This is a genomic window from Pseudorhodoplanes sinuspersici, from assembly GCF_002119765.1.
Lineage (GTDB): Bacteria > Pseudomonadota > Alphaproteobacteria > Rhizobiales > Xanthobacteraceae > Pseudorhodoplanes > Pseudorhodoplanes sinuspersici.
This window is the reverse complement of record NZ_CP021112.1, coordinates 87,491-103,519: the sequence shown is the minus strand read 5'-3', so window position 1 is coordinate 103,519 and position 16,029 is coordinate 87,491. Positions and strand designations below refer to the sequence as shown.

The window sequence follows — 16,029 nt, the reverse complement described above, 5'->3', positions numbered from 1 at the left end:
GACAGCTGCTTACACCGCCACTTTCTTCAAAAAGCTCTCAACCTCGGTCCGCATATTTGTCACCGCCTGCTCGACCGCGTCGGAAGAGCTGAGCACGGTCTCGGCGGTGCTGCGCGTGTCGGTCGCGGCGCGGGCGACCTGATCGAGCACGGCGACGATGTCGCTCGTGCCATTCGCCGCACTCGACACGTTATGCGAAATCTCGCCGGTGACGGCATTCTGCTGCTCGACGGCGGCCGCCACCGCTGACGAGAATTTCTCGATCTCCTGCATCCGCCCGGTGATGCGGGCAATCGCTTCGACCGCATTGCCGGTGGAGGCCTGCACCGACAGGATCTGACTGGAAATGTCCTCGGTCGCTTTTGCCGTCTGCACGGCAAGCGATTTCACCTCCGAAGCAACGACGGCAAAGCCGCGTCCGGATTCGCCAGCCCGCGCCGCTTCGATAGTCGCGTTGAGCGCCAGCAGATTGGTCTGACCGGCAATGGTGCGGATCAGTTCGACAACATCGCCGATTTTCTGCGCCGCGTCGGCGAGGCCCTTGATACTCTCGTTGGTCGATTGCGCCTCGCGCACGGCATGACGGACTACATCCGTCGTTTGCACAAGCTGGCGGCTGATCTCGCCGATCGATGAGGCCATTTCGTCGGCTGCGGTCGCTGCCGTGGCGACATTGGTGGAGGCTTCGTTCGAAGCCTGCACCGCGCTCTCGGCGCGTTGCGAGGTCTGACCAGAGGCGGCGAACAACGAACTCGCCGTCAGCTTCATCGTGGCGGCGCTCTCGTTCACGGTGCGAAGAACGCTGTCCATGCTGCCGCGGAAAGAGGTGATCGCGCTTTCGATCAGCGCCCGGCGCTGCTCTTCCACCGCGTGTGTCGCGCGCTCCTGCTCGAGCTTCTGCTGTTCGGTGACGTCCTGATGCGTCGCCACCCAGCTGCCGTCCGGCATCGGTTGCTCGGTCACGGCGATGACGCGACCTTTGACGGACGTGACATTGGTGATGCCTCCCTTGCCGGAGGCGATGCGTTTTTTGATATTGGTAATGTATTGGTCCGGATCGTCGCTGAAATTTCCGATCTCGGCGCGATGCTTCAAAATTTCGCGCAAGGTCATGCCCGGTCGCACGATCTCCGGCGACATGCCATACATGCTGACATAGCGTTCGTTGCAGATCAGGAGCCGCCCGGCCCCATCCCACATGCACAGGCCTTGCGGCGTATTGCTCAACGCCAGCATCAGTCTTGCATTTTGTCGTCGCAGCCGAAGATAGGCACCTGTCAGCATGAGCAGCAGGCCGGCCAGGAGAACCGTCAGCGTCAGTAAGGCCGTATGTCCCATCGTGCCGAGTTCGGTCCCGGCTAAGGTGTCCAGCATTGTATCCCCCACGACAAGGCGGGATTGTCTTACCCTTTGCGACTTTCCGCACGGTTAACAGAATCTTTTCTCGATGTGGGAAGGCCGTCTGAGGAGGGTATTCGGCCTTGTTTTCGCGTGTTAGCGTTGCCGCCAAGGTGTCGTCATGGACCCGCGATGTCCAATGAACGGCCCAACAAAAATGCGTTGGGGAGGCCGATGGCAGGGGAACCAAGGGCGGATTCCGAGCAGATGTCCGGGCAAGGGTCCGGACAGGACGCGATCGAAGCCGAAAGCCTGCGCAAGGCCGAGGAATTCATCGAGCAGGACGAGGGCGCCACCAACAGGCTCACCGGCACGGCCGGTCTTATCGTCACCTGCATCGCGGTAGCGATGTCGCTGTTCCACCTCTACGCGGCCTACGAGATCGTGCCGACGCAGGAACTGCGCTACACGCACGTCGCCTTCGTGCTTCTGCTGGCCTTCCTGCTGTTCCCGATGGCGTCGCGCTTTCGCGATCGCATCCGCTGGTGGGATGTCATCGCCGGTCTGACCTGTGTCGGCATTCTCATTTACGCGATTGTCGGCGGCGAGGATTTCACCGACCGGGCAACATTGCCCAATCACACCGATGTTGTTCTCGGTGTCATCTTCATCGTCCTGTTGATCGAAGCGACGCGCCGCACCATCGGCTGGATCGTGCCCTTCATCTCATTGCTGTTCATCGCTTACGCGCTGGCGGGGCCTTATCTGCCGCAGCCATGGAATCACCGCGGCTATGGCTTCGATGCGCTGGTCGGACATCTGTTCATCACGCTCGAAGGCATTTTTGGCGTGCCAGTCGATGTTTCGGCGACCTTGATCGTTTTGTTCACGATCTTCGGTGCCTTCCTGCAGCATTCCGGTGCTGGCAAATTCTTCATCGATTTCTCGATGACACTGATGGGTAACAAGCCCAATGCCGCCGGCCGCACCGTCGTCTTGTCCTCCTTTCTGCTTGGCGGCCCGTCCGGTTCCGGCGTTGCAACGACCGTTTCGATCGGCGCTGTAGCCTATCCGATGATGAAGAAGGCCGGTTTCGACAAGAACGCCGCTGGCGGATTGCTTGCAGCCGGCGGCCTTGGCGCCATCATCTCGCCGCCTGTGCTCGGCGCCGCTGCCTTCCTGATCGCCGAGTTTTTGAAGATCGGCTATCTCGATGTGATCTGGATGGCGGTGATCCCGACCATTCTCTATTATCTGTCGCTGTTCTTCATGGTCGAGCTCGATGCGAAACGCTACGGCGTGCGCGGCGAGCCTTATGTGCCCGAGCATTCGCTGGGTGAGCTGTCGCGGCGTTACTGGTTTCATTTCGTCTCGCTGATCTCCATCGTTGTGTTCATGCTGTGGGGCTACTCACCGACGACATCGGTGCTGTACGCTACCGGCATGGTCTTCCTGATGAGCTTCCTCACCCGCGAAACGGCGATGATGCCGAAGAAGCTTGTGACAGCACTGAAGGATGGCTCGATCCAGACCCTCACGGCTGCGACGACCTGCGCCACCGCCGGAATTATCGTCGGCGTCGTCACGCTCACCGGCCTCGGCTTGAAATTCTCGTCGATCGTCATCGACTATGCCGGCGGCAGCCTGCTGCTGACGGCCATCTACACCGCGTTGATTGTGTGGGTCATCGGGCTCGCCGTGCCGGTGACCGCTTCTTACATTATCTGTGCTGTGATCGCAGCCCCAGCGATGATCAAGCTCGGCGTGCCGGATGTCGCCGCGCACATGTTCATCTTCTATTATTCGGTCTTGTCCGAAGTCTCGCCGCCGACGGCGTTATCGCCGTTCGCGGCGGCCGCGATCACCGGCGGCGATCCTTACAAGACCACACTGCAGGCGTGGAAATACACATTGCCGGCCTTCCTTGTGCCGTTCGTGTTCGTGCTCGATCCGCAGGGGCTGGGGCTGTTGCTAAAGCTTCCGGCTGACGGAAGCTGGGTCGATATCGTGCTAATCACGCTGAAAGCGGCGGTTGGTCTTGGTGCACTGGCTTGCGCGGCGCAAGGCTGGGCATTCCGCCGCACAACGGCGCCGGAGCGCGTGCTGCTGGTGCTCGCTGGCTTGCTGCTGGTGTTTCCAAGTCTGCTAGAGGCACTCGCGGAAGCGATCATTGGCCGCGACATCAGTTACACCGCGAGCGTTGGCGCCGTTCTGTTTGCCATTGTATTGTTGAAACAGCGTCTGCAACCGGCAGCGCCGCCAATTCCGGCGTCAGGCAGCAATAAATAAGCAGCGTAAAACGGGAGGATATGGAATGTCGAAACGGAATGGATTGATCCTGGCCGGCGTTGTCTTGAGCGCCGCCATTTTTAGCGGCGCCGCCGTCGCGCAGCAGACGAATATCGCAATTGCGACCGGCGGAACGGGCGGTGTTTATTATCCGATGGGCGGCGGCATGGCCAATGTGCTGTCCAAACACCTGCCGGGTATACAGGCGACGGCGCGCGTGACCGGCGGTTCGGTCGACAATCTCAAGCTCGTCGGGTCCGGCCAGAGCGAAGTTGCGTTCACGATGGTGGATGCCGCGCGCGACGCCCTGAAGGGCGTCGACAAGTTCAAAGGCAATCCGGTCGATGTGCGCACCCTGATGGTGCTGTATCCGAACCGCATGCATGTCGTGACCGTCGAAGGCAGGGGCATCGAAAAGATGGCCGATCTGAAAGGCAAGCGCGTTTCTACCGGCTCGCCGGGCGGCGCGACGGAAGTGATGGCGTTCCGGGTGATCGAAGCCGCCGGACTTGATCGCGACAAGGACATGAAGCGCGAACGCCTCGGTGCGGCCGAGTCAACAAACGCGCTGAAGGACGGCAAGATCGACGCTTATTTCTGGGTTGGCGGACTGCCGACGTCCGCCGTTACCGACCTTGGTGCGACACCTGGCGTCAAACTGAAGCTGATCGATCATTCCGACGTGGTCGAAAAGATGAACGCCAAGTATGGCGGCATTTACAGCGACGGCGTCATTCCGGCCAAGACCTATCCGGGTCAGGACAAGGACAACAAGATCGCGGTGGTACAGAACATCCTTGTTGCCGATGCCAAGACTCCGGAAAAGACGGTCTATGACATCGTGAAAACACTTTACGAAAAGCGTGGCGAAGTCGCCTTGGCGCATGGCGAGGCGAGGGCGATCTCGCTTGAGACGCAGAACAACAAGAACACCACGATCCCGTGGCATCCGGGCGCGGAGAAATACTTCAAGGAGCAAGGTGCGAAGATGTAGCGGCCGGACGGCTTATCTGAACACATTCGGAGAGTGAATTCTCTTGCTAGAGCGGCCCCGTTCATGCGGGGCCGTTTTATTTGGTGTTGACCAATTGTTTACGATCTCGGTGCTTTTCGCCGCCGGCTCATAGTTAACCCGATCGCAACGATAATCCGACAAATTTACGGACATCGCGCGGCCGTTGCCCCGTGAGGGTCTGTGTTGCGTATCAGTTGCGTTGCGTGAGCGTGTGTATGAAAGCGTCGCGTAGGAGGCCGAAGAGCACTTCTCGAAGAGCCTTCGGCCTCGTTCTGTGTGCTTCGGTCCTGATGCCGACCTCGATCGGCTACCAGGACCTTGCGGCCTTGATTGCGCGTCAGCCGGCGGTGACGGAGCGCTGGCGTCAGCACATCCGCACGTCCGCTTTTGGCACCATTCACGCCGCGACCTTCAGCTTTCCCCGGCCGATGGGGGCGGCCATCCCCGATCCTTATTTCACGCAGCTTGCGAGTCTCGATCCGGGCGCGCTCGAGATCACGGGTTCGGTCTCGCTTCAGGCACCGATCGAAACGGTGACGCGTCGCCCGGCCTATGATTTCCCGCGGGTCGATCGCAGCAAGAAGGGCGATCGCCTCACCGTCATCCGTAAGCCGCCCGTCGAGCCGGCCACGGTGCCGCCAGAGCCGAGCGCCTCGGGCGAGAAGGATCAGGCAAGCCTGACCGCTCCATCGCAGCCGGTCGCAACCTCGCCATCGGATGCACTGCGACCCACCGCTGCACGCAAGGGCGACAGGGCTGTTCCCTCAGTGACGAGCCCCGCTGATACGGCATTGGATCGCGCCGTGACCGCAATTGTCTCGATCGAGCGGGCGACGCGCATTGCTGGGTCCGCATTGCAGGCGGCCGATGCGCCAGACGAAACCGCAGCCGATGCCGTTCCTCCGGCCAACGAGGAAACGGCTGATGCCACGATGCAGCAGCAGCCCGATGCCAGTGAGCCGCGCGTTGCCGCTGGGCGAGAGCAATCGGCACCGCAACTGAACACGGAAACGGCAGATCTGGAATCCGGCCGCGCTGATGTCCATGGGCCGATCGTGGTCGCGGCTCCCGCGCCTGCGCCGATCGCAGAGGCCAAGACCGAAGCGCCTGCGGAACTAGCGCCCGGTGTCGATGACGGCGATCGCGTCGTCGATGCCCTCGTCCAGTTTGCGCAGCCGGAAAAGCAGACAACATTGTTTTTCGGCACGCATGCCATCGGCTTCGGTCAGGGCAGCATACAGCCATGGGAGCGGGATGAAGTACCGACGGTGCTCGCCGCACCGCATGTCGATCCCGAAATCAAGCGCGCTGCGGCCGATCCGTTGCCGGATGCCGCGATCGATGCGGAAACGGCGGGTGAAACCGTGGCGCCGAAAGGCGAAGTCACTGGCGAAGGCCACCGTCCGCGCACGCCGGCAGAGCGGCTCAATCTGTCGGGCGCCTCGCGCGCAAAGCACGAGAAATGTCTCGCCAACGCGATCTATTTCGAAGCGCGGGGCGAAGTCGAGCGCGGTCAGATGGCGGTGGCGCAGGTCGTGCTCAATCGCGCCTTTACCGGGTATTATCCCGGCAATGTCTGCGACGTCGTTTATCAGAACGCGCATCGGCATCTGGCCTGCCAGTTCACCTTCGCCTGCGACAATCACCGCGACGTGGTACGCGAACCGGCGGCCTGGGAGACGGCCAGCCGTATCGCGCGCGATGCGCTCGATGGAAAGTTCTGGCTGCCGGAAGTCGGCAAGGCGACCCACTATCACGCGACCTATGTGAGGCCGTGGTGGGTGCGCACGATGACCAAACACACCAAGCTTGGCATCCACGTCTTTTACCGGCCGCGGCGTTGGGGTGAGGGCGAGGACATTCCGGTCTGGGGCGACAGGCTGGACGTGACCGGCTCGATCACGCCGCAGAAGCCGTCTGAAAAGAGCCCGGACGACAAACGCATCGAAGCACAGCCGATCGTTCGGCGATCGATCTTCGATCCGGTCGAAGAAATCAAACCCGGTGGGTGATTATGAATCTATACGGTTCAATTGCACGCCACAGGTCCTGATTAAATCTCGATATCCAGTGCGATATCGAGATTGGGCGCCGAATGCGTGATTGCGCCGGACGAGATGTAATCGACGCCGGTTGTCGCGATCTCCGCCACGTTGTCGTAGGTGATGCCACCGGAGGCTTCAATCACCATCCTGCCGCCGACCAGCGCCACCGCCTCTTTCAGCATCGGCACGGTGAAATTATCGACCAGCAGCACATCGGCCAGTGGCGTATTTTGACCGGTGGCGAGGACCTCGCGAAGCTGATCGAGATTGTCGACCTCGATCTCGATCTTCACCAGATGGCCGACGACTGATTTCGCGCGTTCGAGGGCAGGGCGGATGCCGCCCGCTACGGCGATATGATTGTCCTTGATCAGCACCGCATCGTCGAGGCCGAACCGGTGATTGAAGCCGCCGCCGCATCGCACGGCATATTTCTGCAACGCGCGCAGACCCGGCGTGGTCTTGCGGGTGCAGACGATGCGTGCGTTGGTGCCGGCGACTTTCGTCACCAGTGACGCCGTTGCTGTCGCAACGCCGGACAGGAGGCCGATGAAGTTCAAGGCCGTGCGTTCGGCCGCCAGCACAGCGCGCGCATTGCCGGTCACGGTCATCAGAGAGGTTTTCGCTGACACCGCATCGCCATCGCGCGCATGGGCGACGATCCGCGCATCCGGTGCAAGACGGCGCATCACGCTTTCGACAACCGGCAGTCCGGCGATATGGCCGGCCGCACGTGCGATCACGATGGCGTGGGCCTGCGCATCTTCCGGCACCGTTGCAACAGACGTGACGTCGCCGGCGCGGCCGAGATCTTCGGCGAGAGCCCGCGTCACCACATCCTCGATCTCCAGTGGAGAGATGAAAGCGTCGGGGCAATAGAGCGATGCTGCGCTCGTGCGTTCCACATCCTTGCCGCGTAACGATTGGAGCATGGCGTTTCCTTTAATTCTTCAGATTGATCATGCGCTCGACCGAGCGGCGCGCGTTTTCGGCAATGACCGGATCGACCACGACTTCCTCTTGCATGTAGACGAGGCTTTCGAGGATCTTCGGCAGCGTGATGCGCTTCATGTGCGGACAGAGATTGCACGGCCGCACGAATTCGATGTCCGGCAGTTCCGCCTGCACATTGTCGGCCATCGAACATTCGGTGACCATCACGACGCGCTTCGGTTTATTGTTGCGCACCCAGTCGATCATGTGTGCGGTTGAGCCGGTGAAATCGGCTTCGGCGATCACATCCGGCGGGCATTCCGGATGCGCGATGATCTGCAGGCTCGGGTCGCTTTCGCGATACACGCGCAACTCGTCGCCGGTGAAACGCTCATGCACCTCGCAGGCACCTTGCCAGGCGATGATCTTCACCTTGGTCTGCGAGGCGACGTATTTGGCGAGATACTGATCGGGCAGGAAAATCACCGTGTCGGTGCCAAGGCTCTCGACCACCTGCAAAGCATTCGATGACGTGCAGCAGATATCGCTCTCCGCCTTCACTTCGGCAGACGTGTTCACGTAAACGACGACCGGCACGCCGGGATAACGCTCGCGCAGCAGCCGCACGTCCTCACCGGTGATCGCCTGCGCGAGCGAACAGCCGGCGCGCATGTCAGGGATCAGCACGGTCTTTTCGGGACTGAGAATCTTTGAGGTCTCGGCCATGAAATGCACGCCGCCCTGCACGATGACGTCGGCTTTCACTTTGGCGGCTTCGCGCGCAAGCTGCAGCGAGTCGCCGACGAAATCGGCGACGCAATTGTAGATTTCCGGCGTCTGATAATTGTGCGCCAGGATCACGGCATTGCGCTCGCGCTTCAGGTCGTTGATCGCTTTGACATAGGGCGCAAAGACCGGCCATTCGACGGCGGGCACAATGGTTTTGATGCGCTCGTAGAGATGCGCGGTCTCGCGCGCGACCTCTTCGTTCCATGTCAGCTTGGGCATCGGCAGCACGCCGTGCTTGCGCGCTGCGGCATCCGATCCGGTCGGGATCGGCATGTCGGCGAGTGCGCGCTCGCCTGCGGGGTGAAGGCTTTCCGGCCCTCGCAATTCAAGAAGCGGCATGACAGCCTCCTCATAATTATGCTCATTATGAGCATATTTGGGTACGAAAACAGCCGGCGCGCGAGACGCCGGTTCATTCAGTTCCTAAAATCTCCAATTATCCTCAATTGGAGCAAAACAACTATAGCACCGGATGGGTGGCAACGCCAGAGCGCGTGAGCGGTTCAGTCGTGCGTTTTTTGCCCGGCACAGTTGCCGTGAGGACGGACTTAACCGCCGCGGTCATGATGTCGAGGGCGCCGGAAAAGGTGCTTGGCACCTCGCCGCGGACCATCGAAACAGCGACTTTAGGCTCAAAGCCGCGGATCTGGATGACCTGCAACCGGTCACGATAAGCCGAGGTTTGGACCATGCGCTCCGGCACAAGCGCGAGACCGTCACCGCGTGCCACCATGGCAAGCTGCAGCGAATTGCCCCAGGTCTCGGCAATCACGTTCAGAGGGCTGCCGACGGCGGTCAACGCTCGCTCGAGTTGGGACCGGAATCCGCAGCCATTGGGATTGATGATCCAGGACTGTCCGGCGAGGTCGGCCATCTTGGCCTTCGCCGGCAGCCCGGATGATTTTGCGGCCACGACCGCGACCCGCTCTTCACCGATCGCCGTGACATGCGGACCGTGCGGGGAGTAGCCGCTCTTGGATACAACCACAGCCGCATCAAGTGTGCCGTTCGAAACGCAATCCTGGAGTTCCGGACTTGCACCAGCGACCAGATGAAGCTTGAGGTCGGGCTGATATTCGCGCACGGCTTCCAATGCCGCCGCAAACACGCATTCGGAAATCGCGTAGCTGAGGCCGACACGAAGCGGCAGGGCCGGGGAGGCCGCTGTTGCCGCGGTCAGTTCGTCGGTGGCGCGAAGCACAGCGAGACAGCGCTGATAGATATTCTCGCCGACGCGGCTGGGTTTGGCGGGTTTTGAATCGCGATCGAGCAGCACGAGACCGAGCGTCTCTTCCAGCCGCTGTACGCGGCGGGTGATAGCCGGCTGGGTGACATTCAGGCGAAGCGCCGCTTTGCCCACCGAGCCGTTATCGACAACAGCAACAAAGGCCCGGACATCGTCAATGTTCATGCGTTTTGCTCATAACGACAATCACGATAATTCATTTTTATTATGATGATCGGGCTGTTAGCTTGCAAGCCCTGTCAGGCTCACGGAAACAAAAACGATATGCCCATGCCGGTTACCCCGTCCGCTACGCCGTCGTGGCGCACGCCGCTGATCGTCATCCTGTCCGGTTGCGTCATCTCGCTGATTGCGTTCGGACCGCGCTCGGCGACCGGCCTGTTCATGCAGCCGATCAGCGATGCCAATGGCTGGGGACGCGATGTCTTCGCGCTCGCCTTCGCGTTGCAGAATCTGTTGTGGGGTGTCGGGCAGCCATTCGCCGGCGCCATTGCCGATCGTTTCGGCATGGTGCGGGTGATGTGCGGCGGCGCCTTGCTCTATGCGCTTGGCCTGGTGCTGATGGCCTATTCGACCACACCGCTGTCGTTCAACATCACAACCGGCGTGCTGATCGGTTTTGGTCTGTCGGGCTGCTCGTTCAATCTTGTCGTCGCCGCTTTGGGCAAGCTGGTGCCGGAGCATATGCGCTCGACCGCCTTTGGCGCCGGCACGGCGGCGGGCTCCTTTGGCCAGTTCTTGTTCGCGCCGCTCGGCGCTGCGCTGATCAGCAACTATGGCTGGTCCTTTGCGCTGTTTGCGTTCGCGGCAGCGGTCCTGATTATCCTGCCATTCTCGATCGTGCTGGCGACGCCACCGGCCACGAAAGCCGCGGCATCAGGCGCCGTCGCCGACGCACCGCAATCGATCCGGCACGCCTTGTCGGAAGCCTTCGGCCATCGCTCCTATGTTCTGCTGGTGCTGGGTTTCTTCACCTGCGGTTTCCAGCTCGCGTTCATCACCGCGCATCTGCCGGCCTATCTGATTGATCGCGGCTTGTCGGTTCAGGTCGGCGGCTGGGTGCTCGCGGTGATCGGCCTGTTCAATATCGTCGGTTCGCTCACGGCCGGATGGCTCGGCAACAGAATGCCCAAGCGCTATCTCCTCGCGGCGTTGTATTTCGCGCGCGCCGTATCGATTGCGCTGTTCATCGCGCTGCCATTGTCGACGACGTCTGCGTTGATCTTCGGTGTCTCCACCGGTCTCACCTGGCTCTCGACCGTGCCGCCGACATCGGGACTGGTCGCGCTGATGTTCGGAACGCGCTGGCTGGCGATGCTGTTCGGCTTCGCCTTCTTCAGCCACCAGGTCGGCGGTTTCCTTGGCGTGTGGCTGGGCGGGCTCGCCTTTGAATATACCGGCTCCTACGATCTCGTCTGGATGCTGTCGATCGCCTTTGGCGTCGCGTCCGCGATCATCAATCTGCCAATCGTCGAGAAGCCGGTCGAGCGCACCGCAGCAGCCGGATCATCGTCATGACAGCAACACCGGCCATTCGGCGGGCCGCCTGGCAATCGGTCCCGCTCATTCTTGTCTGCGGATCGTTGATCGCCATGCTCGGCTTCGGACCGCGTTCGACGCTCGGTCTGTTTTTGACACCGATGTCGGCCGCCAATGGCTGGGGGCGCGATGTGTTCGCGCTGGCGCTTGCATTGCAGATGCTGCTCTGGGGTGCGGCGCAGCCATTCATTGGCGCGATTGCCGATCGCTTCGGCCCGGTGCTGGTGCTCAGTTTGGGCGCGCTGCTCTACGCCATCGGCTTTGCCTGGATGACATTTGCGACGACGCCAGGTGAAATGTATCTCTCCGCCGGTGTGCTGATCGGGTTCGGGCTTGCCGGCTCGTCCTTCACCGTGGTGATCGGCGCATTCGGCAAGCTGCTGGAGCCGAAATGGCGCTCCTTGTCGTTCGGCTTCGGCACCGCCGCAGGCTCATTCGGACAATTCCTGTTTTCGCCGCTCGCCGTCGCGCTGAATGCCACTTTCGATTGGCACACGACGCTGTTGATCTTTGCTGCGGTGGTGCTGGCGATCATGCCGCTGTCGCTTGCGCTGGCCAAGCCGGCCGAAACGATAACGCCTGCCCAGCAGGCGGCGCTGCAATCGGCGCCGGCGGCTTTGCGTGAAGCGCTGGTTCATCCGAGTTATATTTATCTCGTGCTCGGCTTCTTCACCTGCGGCTTCCAGATCTTCTTCATCACCGTGCATCTGCCGGCCTATCTCGTGGATCGCGGATTGTCCGCCGATATCGGCGCTTACACCATCGGTACCGTCGGCTTGTTCAATATCATCGGATCGATCAGCGCCGGTTATCTCAGCAACAGGATGCCCAAGCGTTATCTGCTGTCGGGGATCTATTTCCTGCGCTCGATCGCGATCGTGATCTACATCATGCTGCCGGTCAGCGTTGCAAGCTCGCTCGTCTTCGGGGCGGTGATGGGATTGCTGTGGCTATCGACCGTTCCGCCGACCAATGCGCTGGTGGTGGTGATGTTCGGCACGCGCTGGCTGACCATGCTCGCGGGCTTTGCGTTTTTCAGCCATCAGGTCGGCGGGTTTCTCGGCGTCTGGCTTGGCGGTGTGGTGTTCGAGCGCAGCGGCTCCTACGATCCGATCTGGTGGCTCGCAATTCTTCTTGGCATTTTAGCGGGAGTGATCAATCTGCCGATCAAGGAACAGCCGGTTGCAAGGGTCGCGGCTGCGTCGGCTGCGTAGAGATTGGCAGACACCTCTCTTGCTCCGTCACCCTGAGGTGCGAGTGTAGCGAGCCTCGAAGGGCGACGGCCCGCATACTGGCCGTGCATCCTTCGAGGGCCGCACGCCGACAAGTTTACGCTGGCGGCGTAAACTTGCCAGCGATGCGGCCGCCTCAGGATGACGGAGATGAGATTGTGCCATATGGAAACGCCGCAAAGCCGGAGGAACCGTGCCCACATTCAAAGCCATCGTGATCGACAAGACCGACAGCGGCCAGTCCGTCGCGCTGAAAGACTTCGACGAAAAGGATTTCATGGACGGCGATGTCACCGTCCGCGTTGAATATTCCACCATCAACTACAAGGACGGCCTCGCCATTACCGGCAAGGCGCCGGTGGTGCGGCGTTTTCCGATGATCGCCGGGGTCGATTTCTCCGGCACCGTCGAACAATCCTCGCATCCCGGCTGGAAACCGGGCGACAAAGTTATCTGCAATGGCTGGGGCATGGGTGAGACCCATCTCGGCGCCTATGCAGAGAAGGCGCGCGTCAAAGGCGACTGGCTGGTGCAGTTGCCGGCAACGATCAGTGCGCGCGATGCGATGGCGATTGGTACGGCCGGCTACACCGCCATGCTCAGCGTCATGGCGCTCGAGAATGCCGGCGTCACACCCGACAAGGGGCCGGTGGTCGTGACCGGGGCTGCGGGCGGTGTCGGCTCCGTCGCGGTCGCGATCCTGGCGACGCTTGGCTATCAGGTCGTCGCCTCCACCGGACGGGTGCAGGAGGCGGATTACCTCAAGGGCCTCGGCGCCGCAGAGATCATCGACCGCAAGGAATTGTCGGGGCCGGCAAAGCCGCTGGCCAGAGAACGCTTTGCCGGCGGGATCGACTCGGTCGGCTCGACCACCCTCGCCAACGTGCTGTCGATGACCCGCTATGGCGGTTCGGTCGCCGCCTGTGGTCTCGCCGCCGGGATGGATTTACCGGCCAGCGTCGCCCCGTTCATTTTGCGCGGAGTGTCACTTTTGGGCATCGATTCCGTCATGTGCCCGTTGCCCAAACGTCAAGAGGCGTGGAAAAGGCTGGAAACGGACCTCGACCGGCAGAAATTGGCCGCAATGACCACCGAGATCGGGCTGGCTCAGGTCATCGAAACGGCGCCATCGATTCTCGGGGGAGGTGTCCGGGGACGGATCGTGGTCAATATTCAGTAAATCCATTCAGGATTTGGCTACGAAGTTGGGTCATATTTCATGACCGTTATGGTAAGAGGCGGGTTAATAGCCTTGTTCAGAGCGTGATGCTGAAAAGTGTGAAGCATCATGATCTAGTGTGTGGGGGTCCGGCATGTTGCGTTATGGAGCCTTGATCGCGGCAGTTTTCGCGGCATTTCCAGCAAACGCCCAGGAGATGAACGCTTCTGAAGCGCGGAGCTTCGTGGTCGGCAAGCTGTTCACCTATACCTGCTTCGAAGGCACGCGCGGCGCCGGCCGCATCAACGCCAATGGCTCCGTGGGTGGCACGATCCAGTTCCGCGGCAATGGTGCGACGCGCTATGCGGTCCTGCCGCAGAACACGATCCGCGTCGTCGGCGAGAAGGTTTGTGCGTCAGTCAGGGGCATGCCGTTCGAGCCGTGCTTCAATCTGATCAAGACCAGCGCCAACAGCTTCCGCGGTTCGGTCAACGGGCTTGGTTTCGCCTATTGCGATTTCGTCCGCCGCGATCGGCCGGTAATCGCTTCGACCGAGGCGCAACAGCAATTGAGGTCCCGCACGCGAACGCCGGCTCGCGTCGATGCGGATGATGCGCCGGCCAAACCGGATACGGTTGCGGCGCCAACAACGCCGGTCGAGAAAAAAGAATTGCCGAAAGGCAATGATGCGGCATCGTCGGACGAAAAGCCGGAACTGCGCTCCACGACCCGCTAGAGCTCGGCTTTGGTGGAATCAAAGCCGGGCTCTAGCTTTTTTGTTGACGCGTTTTCTTCACGCGAACCGGTGCCCACTTCGCTCGAAAACGCTCTCTAGATATTTCTGCGCCGGGACAATCATGCGCGTTGCTGAGACGCGTGCATGATGATGCGGCCTTCGGCCGAGGATCATTCAGCCGAATACTCAACAGGGGCGCCCGCTGTGGGCGCCTTTTTTGTTGGTGCCAACGGAAGCCGCATCTTTTGCCTAGGAAGCGGGCAGGCGACGATTCCGCCTCCCGAGGAAGTCTTAGTTTTCAACGCCTTCAGACTGGCATATGATTTGCAAAAAAAAGACGTTAGTATACTGACGAGTTAGCGGAACCGAGAAAGCCGATGACAAACGGGAGATGCGCATGACCGACACCAATCTCTTCGATATCGTCATCACCGGCGGGCACGTGATCTGTCCCGCCTCGGACGTCAATGGCGTCATGGATGTCGCCATCCGGGGCGGTCGTATTGCTGCGGTGCAGAAGGACATCCTGCCGAGTTCGGCCAAGCAGGTGATCGACGCCAAAGGCAAGATCGTGCTGCCCGGCCTCATCGATACGCACGGTCACGTCTATCAATATGTGACCGGCCGTTTCGGCATGAATGCCGACATGGTCGGCGTGGAATCCGGCGTGACCACAGTCATCGATCAGGGCGGGCCGTCCTGTATGACGCTGCCCGGCTTTCGCAAGTTTGTCGCCGAGACATCAAAGACGCGTGTTCTGGCGTTCCTGTCGGCCTATCTGGTCGGCGGCCTGGAAGGGCATCTCTATCCAAACCTTTACAGCCCCGATTGCGTGGACATCGATGCAACGGTTCTGTCGGCGAATGCCAACAAGGATATCGTGCGCGGCATCAAGGGTCACGCCGAGATCGGCGGTTTCGCGCGCTGGGGTATCAAGGTGCTGGAAATGTCGGCCGAGATCGGCCGGCAGACTCAATTGCCGCTCTACGTGCATTTCGGCCAACTCTGGGGCTTGCCGGACAGTGGAGCGAATGGCGAGGATGCCGATACCATCATCGAGCGTGTGATCCCGCAATTGCGGCCGGGCGACATTCTCGCCCATCCGTTCACGCGCCATCCCGGCGGTTTCGTTGATCGCGACGGCAATGTGCATTCGGTCATTCGGGCGGCGCTGGATCGTGGCCTGAAAGTCGATGTCGGCCACGGAAGTCACTTCTCGTATCGTCTGGCGCGCAAGGCTCTCGATGCCGGTATCGTGCCGGACACGCTGGGGGCCGACATGCACGGATACAATACGCATGTGCCGGCGCCAGCCGGAACGCCGGGCGAGCATCCCGACGACGAAAACCATCCCTTTGCGGGACAGGCCAAGTTCAGCCTGACGCAGGCGATGAGTTCGATGATGGCGCTCGGCCTGACGCTCGAGCAGGTGGTGCCGATGGTCACCACCAATCCGGCGACAATGGTTGGCCGCTCCGACGAACTCGGCTCGCTGCAGGTCGGGCGTATCGCCGATGTCACTGTGCTGTCCGATCTGCGCGGCCGCTTCGTGCTCGCCGACAACGAAAAGAACCAGGTTATTGCCGAGCGCCTTCTGCAGCCGGCCTTCTGCTTCCGTGCAGGCGAGCGTTTCGATGCAACGGCGCCGATCCTGCCGCAGGCTGTGGCGGCCTGACGTTTCACAACCTGTCGGAGTGCCTGGACATCG

At 61.1% G+C, this 16,029-nt stretch carries 12 protein-coding genes; 8 read left to right on the top strand and 4 right to left on the bottom strand.

The genetic code is table 11. The features are described 5' to 3' along the window. Positions 1-9: 9 nt before the first annotated feature. Entirely contained in the window at positions 10-1,374 is a 1,365-nt protein-coding gene (locus tag CAK95_RS00500) for a PAS-domain containing protein (protein ID WP_086086042.1), read from the bottom strand. Positions 1,375-1,605: 231 nt separating this feature from the next. Here CAK95_RS00500 and CAK95_RS00495 point away from each other — a divergent pair, with 231 nt between their 5' ends. From CAK95_RS00495 to CAK95_RS29750, 3 genes are all read left to right on the top strand, one after another. After that, on the top strand, positions 1,606-3,627 hold the full coding sequence (locus CAK95_RS00495; RefSeq protein WP_086086041.1) for a TRAP transporter permease: 2,022 nt from the start codon (positions 1,606-1,608) through the stop codon (positions 3,625-3,627). A 25-nt stretch (positions 3,628-3,652) separates the two neighbouring features. Then, entirely contained in the window at positions 3,653-4,621 is a 969-nt protein-coding gene (locus tag CAK95_RS00490) for a TAXI family TRAP transporter solute-binding subunit (protein ID WP_086086040.1), read from the top strand. Between the two features lie 311 nt (positions 4,622-4,932). After that, positions 4,933-6,654, top strand: a complete 1,722-nt coding sequence (locus CAK95_RS29750; RefSeq protein WP_245303574.1) for a cell wall hydrolase — start codon at positions 4,933-4,935, stop codon at positions 6,652-6,654. A gap of 41 nt (positions 6,655-6,695) precedes the next feature. On the opposite strand, the gene nadC is transcribed toward CAK95_RS29750, so the two are convergent. The 3 genes from nadC to CAK95_RS00470 form a co-directional block, all read right to left on the bottom strand. Next, on the bottom strand, positions 6,696-7,619 hold the full coding sequence (gene nadC / locus CAK95_RS00480) for a carboxylating nicotinate-nucleotide diphosphorylase (protein WP_086086039.1): 924 nt from the start codon (positions 7,617-7,619) through the stop codon (positions 6,696-6,698). 10 nt (positions 7,620-7,629) lie between these two features. Beyond that, positions 7,630-8,748 (bottom strand): quinolinate synthase NadA, encoded by a 1,119-nt coding sequence (nadA, locus tag CAK95_RS00475; protein ID WP_086086038.1) that lies wholly within the window; start codon positions 8,746-8,748, stop codon positions 7,630-7,632. 121 nt (positions 8,749-8,869) lie between these two features. Then, on the bottom strand, positions 8,870-9,820 hold the full coding sequence (locus CAK95_RS00470) for a LysR family transcriptional regulator (protein ID WP_086086037.1): 951 nt from the start codon (positions 9,818-9,820) through the stop codon (positions 8,870-8,872). A 99-nt stretch (positions 9,821-9,919) separates the two neighbouring features. Here CAK95_RS00470 and CAK95_RS00465 point away from each other — a divergent pair, with 99 nt between their 5' ends. The 5 genes from CAK95_RS00465 to CAK95_RS00440 all read left to right on the top strand — a co-directional run bounded on the left by CAK95_RS00465 (position 9,920) and on the right by CAK95_RS00440 (position 15,996). Further along, positions 9,920-11,173, top strand: coding sequence for an MFS transporter (locus CAK95_RS00465; RefSeq protein WP_086086036.1), 1,254 nt, complete (start codon positions 9,920-9,922; stop codon positions 11,171-11,173). Beyond that, positions 11,170-12,408 carry an MFS transporter gene (locus tag CAK95_RS00460; RefSeq protein WP_086086035.1) on the top strand — a complete coding sequence of 413 codons (1,239 nt, stop codon included), beginning with the start codon at positions 11,170-11,172 and terminating at the stop codon, positions 12,406-12,408. Before CAK95_RS00465 ends, CAK95_RS00460 begins: the two co-directional genes overlap by 4 nt. 211 nt (positions 12,409-12,619) lie before the next feature. Next, positions 12,620-13,606, top strand: a complete 987-nt coding sequence (gene acuI, locus CAK95_RS00455; protein WP_086086034.1) for an acrylyl-CoA reductase (NADPH) — start codon at positions 12,620-12,622, stop codon at positions 13,604-13,606. A 133-nt stretch (positions 13,607-13,739) separates the two neighbouring features. Further along, positions 13,740-14,321 (top strand): hypothetical protein, encoded by a 582-nt coding sequence (locus CAK95_RS00450; protein WP_086086033.1) that lies wholly within the window; start codon positions 13,740-13,742, stop codon positions 14,319-14,321. Positions 14,322-14,718: 397 nt separating this feature from the next. Next, positions 14,719-15,996, top strand: a complete 1,278-nt coding sequence (locus CAK95_RS00440; protein WP_086091109.1) for an amidohydrolase/deacetylase family metallohydrolase — start codon at positions 14,719-14,721, stop codon at positions 15,994-15,996. Positions 15,997-16,029: the final 33 nt, after the last annotated feature.

Excerpts from the sequence above, each read along its gene's own strand:
- nadA (WP_086086038.1), bottom strand. The coding sequence starts at position 8,748 with ATGCCGCTTCTTGAATTGCGAGGGCCGGAAAGCCTTCACCCCGCAGGC.
- CAK95_RS00495 (WP_086086041.1), top strand. The coding sequence starts at position 1,606 with ATGTCCGGGCAAGGGTCCGGACAGGACGCGATCGAAGCCGAAAGCCTG.
- CAK95_RS00440 (WP_086091109.1), top strand. The coding sequence starts at position 14,719 with ATGACCGACACCAATCTCTTCGATATCGTCATCACCGGCGGGCACGTG.
- nadC (WP_086086039.1), bottom strand. The coding sequence starts at position 7,619 with ATGCTCCAATCGTTACGCGGCAAGGATGTGGAACGCACGAGCGCAGCA.
- CAK95_RS00450 (WP_086086033.1), top strand. The coding sequence starts at position 13,740 with ATGTTGCGTTATGGAGCCTTGATCGCGGCAGTTTTCGCGGCATTTCCA.
- CAK95_RS00500 (WP_086086042.1), bottom strand. The coding sequence starts at position 1,374 with ATGCTGGACACCTTAGCCGGGACCGAACTCGGCACGATGGGACATACG.
- CAK95_RS00490 (WP_086086040.1), top strand. The coding sequence starts at position 3,653 with ATGTCGAAACGGAATGGATTGATCCTGGCCGGCGTTGTCTTGAGCGCC.
- CAK95_RS29750 (WP_245303574.1), top strand. The coding sequence starts at position 4,933 with ATGCCGACCTCGATCGGCTACCAGGACCTTGCGGCCTTGATTGCGCGT.
- CAK95_RS00460 (WP_086086035.1), top strand. The coding sequence starts at position 11,170 with ATGACAGCAACACCGGCCATTCGGCGGGCCGCCTGGCAATCGGTCCCG.
- CAK95_RS00465 (WP_086086036.1), top strand. The coding sequence starts at position 9,920 with ATGCCCATGCCGGTTACCCCGTCCGCTACGCCGTCGTGGCGCACGCCG.
- CAK95_RS00470 (WP_086086037.1), bottom strand. The coding sequence starts at position 9,820 with ATGAACATTGACGATGTCCGGGCCTTTGTTGCTGTTGTCGATAACGGC.